The sequence below is a fragment of the Afipia sp. MLSD5-FHT05B12 genome (assembly GCF_058793355.1).
In genome coordinates, this window is record NZ_JBXAFS010000006.1 from 1 (window position 1) to 16,237 (window position 16,237).

Annotated in this window: 16 protein-coding genes; 14 read left to right on the forward strand and 2 right to left on the reverse strand. The window is 62.6% G+C overall.

Annotated features, from left to right (window positions below):
• Window positions 1–197 (forward strand): hypothetical protein (locus AC1Q6J_RS10230; protein ID WP_492279220.1); only part of this gene is annotated, 197 nt, incomplete at its 5' end.
• Between the two features lie 137 nt (window positions 198–334).
• On the opposite strand, the gene hemB is transcribed toward AC1Q6J_RS10230, so the two are convergent.
• A complete protein-coding gene (gene hemB, locus AC1Q6J_RS10235; RefSeq protein WP_492279221.1) occupies window positions 335–1,393 on the reverse strand; it encodes a porphobilinogen synthase in 1,059 nt (352 codons plus the stop codon).
• Between the two features lie 120 nt (window positions 1,394–1,513).
• Between hemB and AC1Q6J_RS10240 the strand changes: the two genes are divergently transcribed.
• The 13 genes from AC1Q6J_RS10240 to AC1Q6J_RS10300 all read left to right on the forward strand — a co-directional run bounded on the left by AC1Q6J_RS10240 (window position 1,514) and on the right by AC1Q6J_RS10300 (window position 15,050).
• The gene (locus AC1Q6J_RS10240; RefSeq protein ID WP_492279222.1) at window positions 1,514–2,011 is read left to right on the forward strand and encodes a DUF6163 family protein; all 498 of its coding nucleotides are present in this window, start codon (window positions 1,514–1,516) and stop codon (window positions 2,009–2,011) included.
• 372 nt (window positions 2,012–2,383) lie between these two features.
• Window positions 2,384–2,896 carry a transcriptional regulator LdtR gene (gene ldtR, locus AC1Q6J_RS10245; RefSeq protein ID WP_492279223.1) on the forward strand — a complete coding sequence of 171 codons (513 nt, stop codon included), beginning with the start codon at window positions 2,384–2,386 and terminating at the stop codon, window positions 2,894–2,896.
• 886 nt (window positions 2,897–3,782) lie between these two features.
• Complete coding sequence (gene glyA, locus AC1Q6J_RS10250; RefSeq protein ID WP_492279224.1) at window positions 3,783–5,084, forward strand: serine hydroxymethyltransferase; 1,302 nt, start codon at window positions 3,783–3,785, stop codon at window positions 5,082–5,084.
• Between the two features lie 11 nt (window positions 5,085–5,095).
• The gene (gene nrdR, locus AC1Q6J_RS10255) at window positions 5,096–5,581 is read left to right on the forward strand and encodes a transcriptional regulator NrdR (protein WP_492279225.1); all 486 of its coding nucleotides are present in this window, start codon (window positions 5,096–5,098) and stop codon (window positions 5,579–5,581) included.
• A 66-nt stretch (window positions 5,582–5,647) separates the two neighbouring features.
• Complete coding sequence (gene ribD / locus AC1Q6J_RS10260) at window positions 5,648–6,766, forward strand: bifunctional diaminohydroxyphosphoribosylaminopyrimidine deaminase/5-amino-6-(5-phosphoribosylamino)uracil reductase RibD (protein ID WP_492279226.1); 1,119 nt, start codon at window positions 5,648–5,650, stop codon at window positions 6,764–6,766.
• Window positions 6,767–6,831: 65 nt separating this feature from the next.
• Entirely contained in the window at window positions 6,832–7,440 is a 609-nt protein-coding gene (locus AC1Q6J_RS10265) for a riboflavin synthase (RefSeq protein WP_492279436.1), read from the forward strand.
• A gap of 46 nt (window positions 7,441–7,486) precedes the next feature.
• On the forward strand, window positions 7,487–8,155 hold the full coding sequence (locus AC1Q6J_RS10270) for a TetR/AcrR family transcriptional regulator (protein ID WP_492279227.1): 669 nt from the start codon (window positions 7,487–7,489) through the stop codon (window positions 8,153–8,155).
• A 396-nt stretch (window positions 8,156–8,551) separates the two neighbouring features.
• Window positions 8,552–10,099 (forward strand): AMP-binding protein, encoded by a 1,548-nt coding sequence (locus tag AC1Q6J_RS10275; RefSeq protein ID WP_492279228.1) that lies wholly within the window; start codon window positions 8,552–8,554, stop codon window positions 10,097–10,099.
• Window positions 10,100–10,210: 111 nt separating this feature from the next.
• A complete protein-coding gene (gene ribH, locus AC1Q6J_RS10280; RefSeq protein ID WP_492279229.1) occupies window positions 10,211–10,705 on the forward strand; it encodes a 6,7-dimethyl-8-ribityllumazine synthase in 495 nt (164 codons plus the stop codon).
• Window positions 10,702–11,208: a transcription antitermination factor NusB gene (nusB, locus tag AC1Q6J_RS10285; protein ID WP_492279230.1), complete on the forward strand. Its 507-nt coding sequence runs from the start codon at window positions 10,702–10,704 to the stop codon at window positions 11,206–11,208. The genes ribH and nusB overlap by 4 nt, the downstream gene beginning before the upstream one ends.
• 2 nt (window positions 11,209–11,210) lie before the next feature.
• Window positions 11,211–12,206, forward strand: a complete 996-nt coding sequence (gene thiL, locus AC1Q6J_RS10290; RefSeq protein WP_492279231.1) for a thiamine-phosphate kinase — start codon at window positions 11,211–11,213, stop codon at window positions 12,204–12,206.
• Window positions 12,207–12,439: 233 nt separating this feature from the next.
• Entirely contained in the window at window positions 12,440–14,554 is a 2,115-nt protein-coding gene (locus tag AC1Q6J_RS10295; protein WP_492279232.1) for a sodium-translocating pyrophosphatase, read from the forward strand.
• Between the two features lie 343 nt (window positions 14,555–14,897).
• The gene (locus AC1Q6J_RS10300; protein WP_492279233.1) at window positions 14,898–15,050 is read left to right on the forward strand and encodes a hypothetical protein; all 153 of its coding nucleotides are present in this window, start codon (window positions 14,898–14,900) and stop codon (window positions 15,048–15,050) included.
• Window positions 15,051–15,115: 65 nt separating this feature from the next.
• Here AC1Q6J_RS10300 and AC1Q6J_RS10305 read toward each other — a convergent pair whose 3' ends face one another.
• Window positions 15,116–16,117 (reverse strand): Bug family tripartite tricarboxylate transporter substrate binding protein, encoded by a 1,002-nt coding sequence (locus tag AC1Q6J_RS10305; protein ID WP_492279234.1) that lies wholly within the window; start codon window positions 16,115–16,117, stop codon window positions 15,116–15,118.
• Window positions 16,118–16,237: the final 120 nt, after the last annotated feature.

Genomic DNA, 16,237 nt, shown 5'->3' on the forward strand with positions numbered 1-16,237 from the left:
CGGTGGTTATGGGTCCCCGCTTTCGCGGGGACGACATCGCGTGTGTGGCGCTGTCCCGCTCCATCCGGGCTACGCTTGATTACCCGCACTCAATATTACCCGCTGTCATTCCGGGGCGCCGCGGAGCGGCGGGCCCGGAATCCATGATCGCGACAGGAAAATGGATTCCGGGCTCGCGCTTCGCGCGCCCGGAATGACGGAGGGAAGAGATCGCGCTGCCGGTCAGGCTTCGGCGCATCCCGGAATGACGGGTAGAGAAATGACCGCGCATCCCGGAATGACAAATCATCGCCCCGCGAAAGCGGGTAACGCAAGGAGAGATAGCCAGCTAATTCTAGAGCCCGGCCTTCAGCTTCTCCGCCGCCTGTGCTGCGAAGTAGGTCAGGACGCCGTCGGCGCCGGCGCGCTTGAATGCAACCAGGCTTTCCATCATCGCGCGTTCGCCGTCGATCCAGCCGTTGTTGGCGGCGGCTGCGATCATCGCGTACTCGCCGGACACCTGATAGGCGAAGGTCGGCATCGCGAAGGTGTCCTTCACGCGCCGCACGATATCGAGATAGGGCATGCCGGGCTTGACCATCACCATGTCGGCGCCTTCCGCGATGTCGAGCTCGACTTCGCGGAGCGCTTCATCCGAATTCGCCGAATCCATCTGATAGGTGCGCTTGTCGCCGGTCAGCGTTTTCGCCGAGCCGATGGCATCGCGGAACGGGCCGTAGAATGCGGACGCGTATTTCGCGGCGTAGGCCATGATCTGCACATCGCCGAAACCGGCGCGGTCCAGACCGGCGCGAATCGCGGCGACACGGCCGTCCATCATGTCCGATGGCGCGATGATGTCGCAGCCGGCCTCTGCCTGCACCAGCGCCTGCTGCACCAGAATGGCGACGGTTTCGTCGTTCAGGATCCTGCCATCCTGCAACAGCCCGTCGTGGCCGTGGCTGGTAAACGGATCGAGCGCCACGTCGCAGAGAACGCCGAGATCGGGAAATTCCCGTTTGATCGCGCGCACCGACTGACAAACCAGATTGTTCGCGTTCAGCGCTTCGGAGCCGGTCTCGTCGCGCAATGACGGCTCGGTGTAGGGAAACAGCGCAATGCAGGGAATGCGGAGTTTCATTGCGCGCTCGGCGTCCCGAACGCATTGATCGACGCTCAGGCGATCGACGCCCGGCATCGAAGCGACCGGCGCGCGCAGGTTGCTGCCATCGACCACGAACAGCGGCCAGATCAGATCGTCGGTGGTGAGCACATTCTCGCGCACCAGCCGCCGTGCCCATTCGGACTTGCGGTTGCGGCGCATGCGTGTGGTCAGATCGAGGGAGGGGGCGGCGGTTGTGTCCCGGTGCGGCGTATCCCGCAATTCGATCGGACGCCCGAATTTGATCGCCATCTTGATGCCACTCCTGCGCAGAAAAGATATTCTATATGTAGCATCTGCCGGGCCGTCCGTCACCGCACGGGGCGTCATGGGCGGATTGATTTTACCGGCATAAAGCGCCAAACACACGGCATGAACAAGGATACCCGGCAATCGATGGCCGCGCGCATGGGCCGAGGCGCGAACGACGACGTGCCGCGCGATCAGGTTAATCTGGTCACGGCAATGACGTCGCCGGATGCGGAAACGGGCGAGAGCACATGGACAACGCGCCTCGTGCTGTTCCTGCGCGTCATGGCCGTGCTGTCGATGATCAAGGGCCTCTATCACTGGGCGCAGATCACCGGCTTCATCGGCGGCGAGGAGGGCGCGTTCGAGGCGCAGACCACGCAGTGGCAGACGGCCACGGTTTATTTCGCGGTGATCGAGCTGGTCGCGGCAGTGGGACTGTGGCTCGCGACGCCGTGGGGCGCCGTGGTGTGGCTCACGACCATTGTTTCGACCGCCGTGATCGAGCTGATGTTTCCCACGATCTATGGTGGCAACCTGTTCGCGGTTCTCGTTTCCCTGATTTTGCTCGCCGCCTATCTCGTTCTGGCGTGGTTTTCGGCGCGGGAACGGCCGCCATAGTGGAATGGCTCGCAAGACCGCATCATTGTCCATGAAGCGAACTTCGGATTCGGGACACTGGTGCGGCGCGCAATTTATCGCGGCGGGGCGCCTTCGCCTTGATGCTTGACGGAATCTTTCAAATTCGAGCGAACGTGTGCTGGAATGCGACAGGGCCTGCGACGAAGCGTGAACATCGGCCCGTTTGGGTGAATCAAAACTAACAAAAAGCCCTTGTTTTATCGGTGTAACATACGATTCACCGTTTCAAATAAACCATCTCTTTATGCTGTTATTTAAGCTGATCTTCAAACGCCTCCCTTAGTTTGCACCTATCAGGCGAGACAAAAGTTTCGTCGAATAAGTCGTAAAAACGACAACAGGGGAAGTGTCATGATCAAGTCCGCCGCTACGGCCATTGAGCCCGCACGCGACAACGCCGCTGCACCCGTGCAGCCGCTTTACCTCGAAGCGCTTACGCTGGTTGAGCGTCTGCATCGCCGTCTGCTCGACGTCATCAAGGACGAATTCGATCGCCGCGGCCGCGCCGACATCAATTCGGTGCAGGCTCTGCTGCTCTACAACATCGGCGACAAGGAACTGACCGCCGGCGAGCTGCGCACGCGCGGCTATTATCTCGGCTCCAACGTTTCGTACAATCTGAAGAAGCTTGTCGAGATGGGCTTCCTCGATCATCAGCGTTCGCGCGTCGATCGCCGTTCGGTCCGCATCCGTCTGACCGCGCAGGGCCAGGAAATCCGCCACATCGTCGACGCGCTGTATCAGAAGCACGTCAAGACGGTGGAGCAGGTGGGCGGCATCTCGAACGCTGAGTTCGCGACGCTGAACAAGTCGCTGCATCGCCTTGAGCGCTTCTGGACCGACCAGATCCTGTATCGGCTCTGAGCATCGGATAAGCGGGTCAGCCGGCCGGTTCAAAAAGACCGGCGGCCTGCACTAAATCCTCCTACAGTTTTTGCCGGTGCCCTCCGGCTGTTACCGAAGTGCGCTTGAAGACGCACGCGGAAGAATTCCGCACGAGTTTCCCCTGGTGTGGGACGAGCGACTTGAGGGCGCGATCGACAAAAGATCGCGCTCTTAAATTATTTGAAGGCGCATGATCTTTGCGCCGAACCGTTCACGCTTCGGCGGATCATGCGCTGCGCCTTCGGGCGCCTTTTCGCGTCCTGGAACAGAGAATCGACTCGTAAACGAGTCCTGAATCCTTAGCCTCAGGGAGCAAAAATATCGTCCGAGACTCTTGCGCGGACTCTTTCCATCATCCTCACATCATGAGGCCGATTCTCAAATTCGCCGGCGACCGCTTGCAGGTCGCGCTGATGCTCGTGCTGCTGGCTGCGTGCTCGCTGAACGTGATGTTCCTCTGCGCGCGGCTGTAAGCGGTTCGGTTCGGGTTTGCGCTTTTGGGCTCTTTAGGGCGGGTATTTTGCCCAACCCCGGCGATCCGGAACCCGGAATGTGGGCAAAAAGGGCCGCCGTAGGAGGCCGTACCGGGCTGAAACCGCCAAAACAGCCATTTCAGGGCCTTCGCACACGCCGGGTGGTATGCAGCCCACTGCGCCGACTGTGGACGGCCATGCTCCGCATAAATAGCGGCCCACGGGCTTGGAACTTGGCCACCCCCGCCAGATATGGTATCTCGCGCCTGCCGCCCTTAGATGACACCGGAGCAGTTTTTGGGAAGCCCGAAACCGGGTTTTCGTCCGAAAGTGCTCCCAATCAGGCCGCCTGTAGCCGATCCTGAAGGCTGCGGCGGTGGAGACATTCCGCAATGAGCTCATCTGCCAAGACTGCTTCCGCTCCCGACTCGTTTTTCACGGCTTCGCTCGCGCAGGCCGATCCGGAGATCGCCAACGCGATCAAGGGTGAACTCGGTCGCCAGCAGCATGAGATCGAACTGATCGCATCCGAAAACATCGTCAGCCGCGCCGTTCTCGAGGCGCAGGGCTCGGTGATGACCAACAAGTATGCGGAAGGCTATCCGGGCGCGCGCTATTACGGCGGCTGCGAGTTCGTCGATGTCGCCGAGAACCTCGCCATCGATCGCGCCAAGAAACTGTTCGGCGCGAACTTCGCCAACGTGCAGCCGAACTCCGGCAGCCAGATGAACCAGGCTGTGTTCCTGGCGCTGTTGCAGCCGGGCGATACCTTCATGGGTCTCGATCTTGCCGCGGGCGGACATCTGACGCACGGCGCGCCGGTCAACATGTCCGGCAAGTGGTTCAAGCCGATGCACTACACCGTGCGCCGCGAGGATCAGATCATCGATATGGATGCGGTGGCGAAGCAGGCGGAAGAGATCAAGCCGAAGCTGATCATTGCCGGCGGCTCGGCCTATTCGCGCGCATGGGACTTCAAGCGCTTCCGCGAGATCGCTGACAGCGTCGGCGCGTATCTGCTGGTCGACATGGCGCACTTCGCAGGGTTGGTCGCGGGCGGCGTCCATGCGTCGCCGGTGCCGTATGCGCATGTCACCACGACCACGACGCACAAGTCGCTGCGCGGCCCGCGCGGTGGCTTGATCCTGAGCAATGATGAGGTGATCGCCAAGAAGCTGAACTCGGCGATCTTCCCCGGCTTGCAGGGCGGCCCGCTGATGCATGTGATCGCGGCCAAGGCGGTCGCTTTCAAGGAAGCGTTGCAGCCGGACTTCAAGATCTACGCCAGGAACGTGGTCGAGAATGCCAAGGCGCTGGCGGAGACGCTGCGCTCCAACGGGTTCGAGATCGTGTCCGGCGGCACCGACAACCACCTGATGCTGGTCGACCTGCGGCCGAAGGGCCTCAAGGGCAATGTGTCGGAGAAGGCGCTGGTCCGCGCCGGTCTGACCTGCAACAAGAACGGCATTCCGTTCGACCCCGAAAAACCGTTCGTGACCTCGGGCCTGCGCCTCGGCACTCCGGCTGCGACCACGCGCGGCTTCGGTGTTGCCGAGTTCAAGCAGGTCGGTGCGCTGATCTCGGAAGTGCTCAACGCCGTCGCCCAGTCGGGCGAGGGCTCTGCGCCTCTGGTTGAGGCGTCGGTGAAGGAGAAGGTGAAGGAACTCACCAGCCGTTTCCCGATCTACAGTTAAGGGAACGCTGAATGCGCTGCCCAAGCTGCAACAGTCTCGATACGCAGGTAAAGGATTCACGGCCGACCGAAGACTCGGCCGTGATCAGGCGGCGCCGCGTCTGCATGGCGTGCAACTTCCGCTTCACCACCTTCGAGCGCGTGCAGCTTCGCGAACTCACGGTTATCAAGCGCAACAGCCGCCGCGTTCCATTCGACCGCGACAAGCTGGTGCGCTCGCTCCAGATCAGCCTGCGCAAGCGTCCGGTCGATCCCGAGCGGGTCGAGAAGATGGTGTCGGCCATCGTGCGCGAGCTTGAAAGCGGCGGCGAGGCGGAGATTTCGTCGGAGGTCATCGGCGAGACCGTGATGGAGCATCTGCGCCAGCTCGATGACGTGGCCTATGTCCGCTTCGCGTCGGTCTATCGTAACTTCCGCGAGGCCAAGGATTTCGAGGCCGTGCTCGGCGAACTGTCGGGCGAGGACGAACCGCCGCGTCCGGTGGTCGTGCGCAAGTGATTTTTTGACGGCGCGGGGTCTGCTAATCCGCTACGCTTGCTTGCTTTGCCGGATATAGCTGACCTCATGCAATCTGATATCCCGTCTCAAGACTTGCGTTACATGCAGCTTGCGCTGGCGCTCGGCCGGCGCGGGCAGGGCCACACCTGGCCGAATCCAGCCGTCGGCGCGGTCGTCGTCAAGGATGGCGTCATCGTCGGGCGCGGCTGGACCCAGCCCGGCGGGCGGCCTCATGCCGAGCCGGAGGCGTTGAAGCGCGCGGGCGAAGCTGCGCGCGGCGCGACGCTTTACGTCACGCTGGAGCCGTGTTCCCATTTCGGGAAATCGCCGCCATGTGCCGACGCAATCATCGCCGCGGGCATCGCGCGGGTTGTCTCCGCCATCGAAGACCCCAATCCCGACGTCGGCGGGCAGGGCCATGCGCGGCTGCGCGCCGCCGGTATCGAAGTGGAAGTCGGCCTTTGCAAGGACGAAGCCGCGCGCGATCACGCAGGTCACTTCCTGCGCGTCAGCGAGAAGCGCCCGTTCGTCATTTTGAAGCTTGCCGTATCCGCCGACGACAAGATCGCCGCGGCGGGCCATCGGCCAGTCGCGATCACTGGTGAAGCGGCGAAAGCGCGGGTGCATCTGCTTCGCGCGCAGAGCGATGCGATCCTCGTCGGCATCGGCACGGTGCTTGCCGACGATCCGCTGCTCACCGTGCGGCTGCCGGGGCTGGAAGCACAATCGCCGGTGCGCGTGGTGCTGGATCGTGCGCTGCGATTGCCGGGGTCCAGCAAATTAGCGCATTCCGCGCGCCAGACACCGCTTTGGATCATGACGTCCGGTCTTTCCGAAGCCCCCGCTGCGATGAAGCTTGGCGCGGCCGGTGCGCAGGTCATCCGTGTGCCTGTGGCGAATGAACCAACGCCGGGCCTCGATCTCAGGGCCGTTTTAAACGCGCTGGCCGAGCGCGGTATCACGCGGCTGATGGTGGAGGGCGGTGCGCGCGTGGCGTCGTCGTTTCTGAGAGCCGGCCTGGCCGACGAGGTCTGGCTGCTGCGCGGGCAGGGCGCCATCGGCATGGACGGTATTCCGGCGCTCGATACGCAGCCATTGTCGGTTGTCACCCAGTCGCCTCGCTGGCGCGCGCGTGCTACCGAGGCCTTGGATAAAGACACTCTCACGATCTATGAGCGCGTTTAGAAATTACACTTGCGGCCGTCATGGCCGGCCTTGTGCCGGACATGATGGAAGCGGGAAAGGCATCCATGTTCACCGGCATCATCACGGACCTTGGCGAAATCACCAGCATCACGCCGACGGCGCAAGGGCAGTTGCACCGGCTGCGGATCGCGTGCCGCTACGATCAGGCCACTATCGCGGATGGCGCATCGATCGCCTGTAACGGCGTATGCCTGACGGTGGTTCAGTCCGGCGTCGATCAGGGCAAGACCTGGTTCGAGGTAGATGCTGCCGCTGAAACGCTGCGGCTGACAACGGCGAAAGGCTGGGACAAGGGGACGCGCCTCAATCTCGAGCGCGCGCTCAAGATCGGCGACGAACTCGGCGGACACATCGTTGCCGGGCATGTCGATGGCGTTGCCACCATTGTCTCGCGCGAAGACCTGCCGGACATGGCAAGGTTCGAGTTGCGCGCGCCGCGCGATCTTGCAAAGTTCATCGCGGCGAAGGGATCGGTGGTGCTCGATGGCGCTTCGCTGACGGTCAACACCGCTGTTGACGATACGTTTTCCGTTCTCATCATTCCGCATACACTCCAGGTAACAACGCTGAGCGGCTGGCGCGCGGGATCGGAAGTCAATCTGGAGATCGATCTGATGGCGCGTTATGCCGCGCGATTGATCGAGATGAAATAGAAAGCGCCCGGCGGCGCGGGCTGGCGGGGCAGGGCGGCGGGATTGGATGCGTAAGCAACTCACCGATCAGCAGGTCGAAGTCTTCCGGGAACGGCTGCTTCGCGTGGCTGAGAAGCTCTTTGCTAGGCACGGCGTCGCGGGGATTTCCATGCGCCGGATTGCCCAGGCGCTCGGCTACAGCCAGACCGCGGCCTATCGCTATTTTGCCAACAAGGACGAAATTCTGGTGGCGATGCGGGCAGCCGCCCTTGATCGCTTTTGCGGCCATCTTGAAGCGGCGTTCGACCCGGCGAGGGATGCGCGCAAGAATGCACGCGCCGTCGGACAGGCCTTTCTCGATTTCGCACTGAAGCACCCCGACACCTATCGGCTGATTTTTTTCACGGAGAATCTTGAAGAGGCGATTGCACCGCAGTTTCCCGCGACGATGACGCGCTTCCGCGCCACCATGACCACCTACGTGCAGGCGCTTGTCGATGCCGGACATATCGAGGGCGACGCCAGGACATTGGCCGAGACGTTCTTCTCTGCCGCGCATGGCATCGTCATGATGCACATGAGCGGCCTGTTGCGGACGGTTCGTGAGCGGGATGAACTGCATCTCGCCTCCATGCGCCTTATCGCCAGGGGCGCGGGAATGTCCGATGTCCCGCAAGCCAGTCCAAAAAAGCCTGTCAGGATTGCTGCGAACGGGCGCGCAGCTCGCAAAACTTGACGGTGTTAAATTAATTAAATAGCGTCCCGGACGAAATGCGCCGGCTTTCGATCGGCCGATAATAATCAACAGGGGGAATGACATGCCGCTTTTCAGCGCCTACCCGGTCGCAACGCTCAAGGATGTCGTCCGGTTCGAAACCGAGAAGACGCTGGAGCAGCGCTACGATGCGCGCAGCGTCTACGACATCTTTGCCAAGAGCGCGTCACGTCATCCTGATCGCACTGCGCTGACCATGCTGATGACGGGAGCTGACGACGAGACACCGCGCATTGTGACATATCGGCAGATGCTGGAGGGCGTCACCCGCGCGGCGAATTTCTTTGCGAGCCTCGGCGGGCCGGGCGCCGGAGTCGCCTACATCCTGCCGAGCCTGGTCGAGACGCATTTCACGTTATGGGGGCGGAAGCGCAGGGCTACGCTGTTCCGATCAACTTCCTGCTCCAGGCGCAGAACATCGCCGATCTCGTTCGCGCGGCAGACGCGAAGATTCTCGTGGCGCTGGGCCCGCATCCGCAACTCGACATCTGGCAGAAGGCGGTTGAGGTCGGCAAGCTGCTGCCGGACGTCAAGCTGGTGCAGGTGTCGCTGTCGGATGCGCCGTTGCCGGAAGGCGTATTCGGATTTGGTCCGGGGCTGAAGGCGCAGGACGGCAATGCGCTGACGTTTGGCAAGGCGAGGGGCGGCGACGACGTGGCCGCTTACTTCCACACCGGCGGTACCACCGGATCGCCGAAACTCGTCACCCATACCCATCGCATGCAGATCGCGGCGGCGTTCGGTGGAGCGGTGTTGCAGGATTTGAGCGAAACCGATGCCATTCCCAACGGTCTGCCGCTGTTTCATGTCGCCGCGACGATTTCATGCGGGCTGTCGTTTTTCATCGCTGGCGCGAACATTATCGTTCTCTCGCCGGCGGGCATGCGCAATCCCGTCATCATCAAAAACTTCTGGAAGATCGTTGAGCGCTATCGCGCCACGGTGATCGGCAGTGTGCCGACGGCGCTTGCCGCGCTGCTCAATGTGCCGGTCGATGCCGACATTTCATCGGCGCGTTACAGCATCTCCGGTGCGTCGCTGCTGCCGCGTGCAGTTGCCTTGCAGTACCAGAAGATGACCGGGACGGCGATCCACGAAATTCTCGGCATGACTGAAACGGGCGGGCTGGTGTCCATCGATCCCGGTCCCGCGGAACCCGTGCTGGGTTCGGTCGGCATTCGCTTGCCCTACACCAAGGTCGTTGTCCGCAAACTCGCAGCGGACGGTTCGCTCGGGGAAGCCTGCGCGCCGCACGAGGTCGGCGTGATGACAGTGTCCGGGCCAAACGTCACGCCGGGCTACAAGGATCAGAGCCAGAACGGCAGCGCGCTGCGTGACGGCTACCTCGACAGCGGCGATCTGGCCTACACGGACGACGAGGGGCGGCTGTTCATCGCCGGGCGCTCGAAGGATCTCATCATCCGTAGCGGCCATAACATCGACCCGGTTCTGATCGAGGACGCGCTGCAATCGCATCCTGCGGTTGCATTGGCCGCGGCTGTCGGCCAGCCCGACAAGTACGCCGGTGAATTGCCGGTCTGCTATGTGGCGCTCAAGCCGGGCGCGCAGGCGACCGCCGATGAACTGAAGGCTTTCGCCGAGCCGCTGATTGCGGAGCGCCCGGCTTGGCCGAAGCAGGTTATCGTCATCGACGCCATTCCAGTCACCAGCGTCGGCAAGATCTTCAAGCCGCAACTCCGCACCGATGCCGTGCAGCGTCTGGTGGCGCAGGTCGTGACGGACGCTGTCGGATCCGATGGTGCGCGGATTGATGTCGCGGCTGGCGGCAAGCGCGGCATCGATGTCACCGTAACGCTGGCTGCGGCGCAATCCGGTCAGCAGGGCGTGGTCGAGAAGGCGCTGGATGGCTATTTGTTCGACTACAAGGTCGCGCAGGCCGTTTGAGCCGGGCTTAAAGCTGCATCCCTGCCTTGAAAGGGGCCCGTTGTGCTTGGCTTTGTAGCGCTCAGCGACTACAAACGCGCAAACACGGACCCCCTTTGACTGGATGGAATGATGGCTGAACCGCGGCGCGCAGAGCTCAAGGACCAAACCGATATCAGCGGCGCGACCGTCGTCATCATCGAAGCCCGCTTTTACGATGATATTCAGGAAGCGCTGCTTCAGGGAGCGATCAAGGAGCTTGAGGCCGCGGGCGTCGGCTACGACGTCATCAGCGTGCCTGGTGCGCTCGAAATTCCGGCGGCGATCGCCATCGCGCTCGATGCATCGAGGAAGAATGGCCGGCAGTATGACGGCGCGATTGCGCTTGGCTGCGTTGTGCGCGGCGACACGATTCACTTTGAGATCGTGTCGATGGAATCCTCGCGCGCGCTGATGGACCTCGCCGTGGCGCGCAGTCTGCCGCTCGGCAACGGCATCATTACCGTCAACACCACGGAGCAGGCGTGGGAACGCGCCCGCGGCGACAAGCTGAACAAGGGGGGCGACGCGGCCCGCGCGGCGCTCACCATGATGCGGATCAAGAAGCGTCTGGCGAAACCGCTATGAGCGATCCGAAGAAAGGCAGCGACAAGGGACCGGGCGACCGCAAGGCCAACCGGCGCGGCGCGGCGCGTCTCGCCGCGGTGCAGGCGCTGTATCAGATGGATATCGCGGGCGCGGGTATCGGCGACATCTTCGCCGAGTTCGAGAGCCATTGGCTCGGTAACGAAGTGGAGGGCGACACGTACCTTCCTGCCGAAGCCGCCTTCTTCAAGGATGTCGTTTCGGGCGTGGTGCGCGACCAGAGCAAGCTCGATCCGCTGATCGACAAGGCGCTCGAAAGCGGCTGGCCGCTCAAGCGCATCGACGCGATCCTGCGCGCGACACTGCGGGCAGGGGCCTATGAACTCGAACACCGCAAGGATATTCCGGCGCGCGTCGTGGTGTCGGAATATGTCGATGTCGCGCATGCCTTCGTCGACAAGGACGAAACCGGCATGGTGAACGCCGTGCTCGACCAGATCGCGCGGCAGTTCCGCGCGAGCGAATTCGCGCGGACGGGACACTGAGCATGACGGCGCCGGGTGCCAAAGCATCGGGCGAAGACGATCTGATCGCGCGCTACTTCCGTCCGCTCGCGACCGATCCCGGCGCGTTCGGCCTGGTTGATGATGCGGCTCTCCTGAAATCGTCAGACGATGATCTTGTCGTGACGACAGACGCCCTCGTTGAGGGCGTTCATTTCCTTCCCGATGATCCAGCCGACACCATCGCGCGCAAGGCGTTGCGGGTGAACCTGTCGGACCTCGCCGCCAAGGGGGCCGTGCCCGCGGGCCTTGTGCTGACGCTGGCGCTGCGCGAAGCGAGGGACGAATGGCTGACACCATTCGCCCGCGCGCTCGGCGAAGATGCTTCGGCCTTCGGCTGTCCGGTGCTGGGCGGCGATACTGTCTCGACGCCGGGACCGCTGATGATCTCGATCACTGCGTTCGGCCGTGTGCCGCCGGGCCGGATGGTTCGCCGCACGGGTGCGAAGCCCGGCGACCGGATCGCTGTCACCGGCACCATCGGCGATGCGGCGCTGGGCCTGCGTGTTCTCAAGGACAAGATCGCGGGCGAGGGGCTCGATACGCCATCGCGTGAATTCCTGATCCAGCGCTATCGTGTGCCGCAGCCGCGCAATGCGCTCGCTGTGGCAATCCGCGAACATGCGAATGCTGCGATGGATGTGTCGGACGGATTGGCCGGCGATCTCACCAAACTCTGTGCCGCGTCCGGCGTCTCGGCCGCGATCGGCCTGACGGCTGTTCCGCTTTCGGCTCCCGCGCGCGCGTTGCTCGCTAGCGGGAATGCGGACATCGAGACCGCGGTGTCGGGCGGCGACGATTACGAGGTCCTGTGTACCGTCCCCGAGAATCGGTGGGATTCGTTCGTCGCCGCTGCGCGGCATGCGGATGTGGATGTCACCAGCATTGGCCGGGTGGAGGCGGGAACCGCTGCTCCCCGGTTCCTCGATGCGGCGGGCCAGTCGATGGCGCTGAAACGCCTGTCCTACAGTCACTTCTGACGCTTCCGCACTGCACCCAAAACGTCTTCGGTGGATTTGTTGAATCACCCGAAAAACGGTCACACGGCTGCTGGTGGCGTTGCGTCAAGGATATGATTTTGGCATTGTCCGCGCCGAATTGAGGCAGCTTTTCGCCTTTTGACGAAGCATGCCTTCTTTTTTGCGCGTCCGGCCACCCTGTATGGCCTGTGGGGCGTTTCTGGGGAAACAGCAGGGGATCTGAGGCAACATCAATGACAGCATTATGGTTGATCGTGCTCGCGGGAGCGCTTTCCATCGTCTACGCCGCGTGGGCGACCTCGTCGGTTCTTGGGGCAGATGCGGGCAATGCCCGCATGCAGGAAATCGCAGCGGCGGTGCGCGAAGGCGCGCAGGCATATCTGAAGCGCCAGTACATGACGATCGGTATCGTCGGCATCGTGATCTTCGCGCTGCTGGCTTACTTCCTCGGCCTTCTCGTCGCGGTCGGCTTCCTGATCGGCGCGGTGCTTTCGGGCGCTGCCGGCTTCATCGGCATGAACGTCTCTGTACGCGCCAACGTGCGCACCGCACAGGCGGCGACCAAGTCGCTGGCCGGCGGTCTTGAGCTCGCCTTCAAGGCTGGCGCGATCACGGGCCTTCTGGTCGCGGGTCTCGCACTGCTCGGCGTGACGCTGTATTTCATGTACCTTACCAAGGGCGCAGGGCTCCCTGCCAACAGCCGCACCGTCGTCGACGCCTTGGTGGCGCTCGGCTTCGGCGCTTCGCTGATCTCGATCTTCGCGCGCCTCGGCGGCGGCATCTTCACCAAGGGCGCGGATGTCGGCGGCGATCTCGTCGGCAAGGTCGAAGCCGGTATCCCGGAAGACGATCCGCGCAACCCGGCCACCATCGCCGACAACGTCGGTGACAACGTCGGCGATTGCGCCGGCATGGCGGCCGACCTGTTCGAGACCTATGCCGTGACCGCGGTCGCGACCATGGTTCTCGCCGCGATCTTCTTCGCCACGTCGCCGCTGCTGGTGAACATGATGACCCTGCCGCTCGCCATCGGCGGCATCTGCATCATCACCTCGATCGTCGGCACCTTCTTCGTCAAGCTCGGCGCCAGCCAGTCGATCATGGGCGCGCTCTACAAGGGTCTGATCGCCACCGGCGTTCTGTCCCTGTTCGGCGTGGCCTTCGTGATTAATCAGCTGGTCGGCTTCGGCCCGCTCGCGGGCGTGAAGTACACCGGCCTCGCACTGTTCGAGTGCGGTGTCGTCGGCCTCGTGGTCACGGGTCTGATCATCTGGATCACCGAATACTACACCGGCACCGATTTCCGCCCGGTGAAGTCGATCGCACAGTCGTCGGTGACCGGCCATGGCACCAATGTGATCCAGGGCCTTGCCATCTCGATGGAGTCGACGGCGCTTCCGGCCATCGTCATCATCGCGGGCATCCTGGTCACCCACAGCCTCGCAGGCCTGTTCGGCATCGCGATCGCGACCACGACCATGCTGGCGCTGGCCGGCATGATCGTCGCGCTCGACGCTTTCGGCCCCGTCACCGACAATGCCGGCGGCATTGCCGAAATGGCCGGTCTTCCGAAGGAAGTGCGCAAGTCCACCGACGCGCTCGACGCGGTCGGCAACACCACCAAGGCCGTCACCAAGGGCTATGCCATCGGTTCGGCTGGTCTCGGCGCGCTGGTGCTGTTCGCGGCGTACAATGAAGATCTCAAGTTCTTCATTGCCTCGAAGAGTCCGTACTTCGTCGGCGTCAACCCGGACTTCTCGCTGAACAATCCGTATGTCGTGGTCGGCCTGCTGTTCGGCGGCCTGCTGCCGTACCTGTTCGGCGCGATGGGCATGACGGCCGTGGGCCGTGCTGCCGGCGCGATCGTCGAAGAAGTGCGTCGCCAGTTCCGCGAGAAGCCGGGCATCATGAAGGGCACCGACAAGCCGGATTACGGCAAGGCCGTCGACCTTCTGACCAGGGCGGCGATCAAGGAAATGATCATTCCGTCGCTGCTGCCGGTGCTGTCGCCGATCTTCGTCTACTTCGTGATCTATGCGATCGCGGGTGGCGGAGCGGCTGGCAAGTCCGCTGCGTTCTCGGCGGTCGGTGCGATGCTGCTCGGCGTGATCGTGACCGGCCTGTTCGTCGCGATCTCGATGACCTCGGGCGGCGGCGCATGGGACAACGCGAAGAAGTACATCGAGGATGGCCATCACGGCGGCAAGGGTTCGGATGCTCACAAGGCAGCCGTGACCGGCGACACCGTCGGCGATCCCTACAAGGACACGGCGGGTCCCGCCGTGAACCCGATGATCAAGATCACCAACATCGTGGCGCTGCTGCTGCTCGCGATCCTGGCGCACTGATCGTCGCATTCCAGAATCGAAGAACCCCGCGGCTCGTGTGGTGGTTCGCAAGTCCGCATTGTTTCCGCAGCACATTCATTTGCGGACTTGCGAACCGAAACCACACGAGAATTATAACTTGAGTGTCCTTTTGAATCCGAAGTTCGCTACGGAAATGCTGCAGGGTATGGCGAACTTCGGATTCAGGACACTCGTCGCGGGGTTTTTCTTTGCACGGTCGCCACAGGTGATTGTTGCGATTTGATGGCGGGTTGAATCGTTACCCCCGCTGAAAATTTTCGAACCGCGGGGAAACCCGGTCACGATCACGCGTTATCTCCCGTTGAACAAGGGAGGCGGAACCATGGCAGCCGATGACGGAGATCCGTTCGAGCAGGGGAAGCTCGCGCGATTCAACAACGAGCCGCACGACAATCCCTATCCTGAAAATACCGAACAGCATCAGCGCTGGGAGGCAGGGTACAGGTTTATCGCGCAGGGACTGATGTCAGTCTGATCCTGTCGAAACGGGAACGGCCGCCCTTGGGGCGGCCGTTTTGCTTGTAAACGACAAGGTGTCCGTCAGTTGACGTCCATCTTGAGACCTTCCTTGTTGATGATGCCGGCGAATTTCTTGATCTCGGCATCAATGAAGGCGGTGTATTGCTCGGGCGTTCCGTAATCGGTCACGGCGCCCATCGCGGCGACGTTCTTCTTGATGTCGTCGCGTTCCAGCATCTTTTTGATCTCGGCGTTGTACGCATCGACGATCGGACGCGGCGTTCCGGCTTGCATGAACATGCCGAACCAGGACGAGATGTCGAAGTTGGCAAGTTCCGGCGCACTCTCGCGCAGGGTCGGGACATTGGGCGCCTTGAAACTGCGCTCCGGAGTCGTCACGGCCAGCGCGACGAGCTTGCCGTCCTCCGCCTGCGGCAGTGACGGGTAGAGGTTGTCGAACAGGATCGACACGTCTCCACCCAGAGCCCCGGTGAGAGCAGGTCCGGCGCCGCGGAACGGAATGTGTGTCATCTTCACGCCGGTCAATTGCATGAACCAGACGGCCGTGAGGTGCGGGCTTTGTCCGACGCCCGATGTCCCGTAGTTCAGTTTGTCCGGATTGGCCTTGAGGTAGGTGATCAGTTCCTTGATCGACTTGATGCCGCTTGAGGGATGCGCCGACAGGATATTCGGAATCCGGATCGCGTTGCTGACCGGCTGCAACTGATCGGCCTTGTAGGGCAGGGACCGGAAGATGCTGAACGCCACGGCGTTCGGCCCCGGGTTGCCCACGAGGATCGTGTTGCCGTCGGGCTTTTGCTGCACGTAGTACGCGGTGCCGATGGTACCGCCGCCGCCGGACTTGTTTTCGACGACGGCCGATATGCCCCATTCCTGCTGCAAGTGTTGCGCGAGATAACGGCCGATCACGTCGGTACTGCCGCCGGGCGCCGCCGGAACGATGATCCGCACCGTTTCTGTCGGACGCCAGCCGGCGGATTTTGCCGGACGGGGCCAAAGGGGACTTGTGGCGAGGGCCGCGGTGCCTGACAGCACGGCGCGGCGCGACAGTGAACGCGTCATCGGTAACCTCCCAGTTTCATCTCGTTTGCGAGATCTCGTTGGAAGGAAGCGTAGCGGTCTGGTTTGGGGGCGGCAAGCGCGGCCGTTGCGCCGATATTTCGCTCAGCAAAATACCGGCGG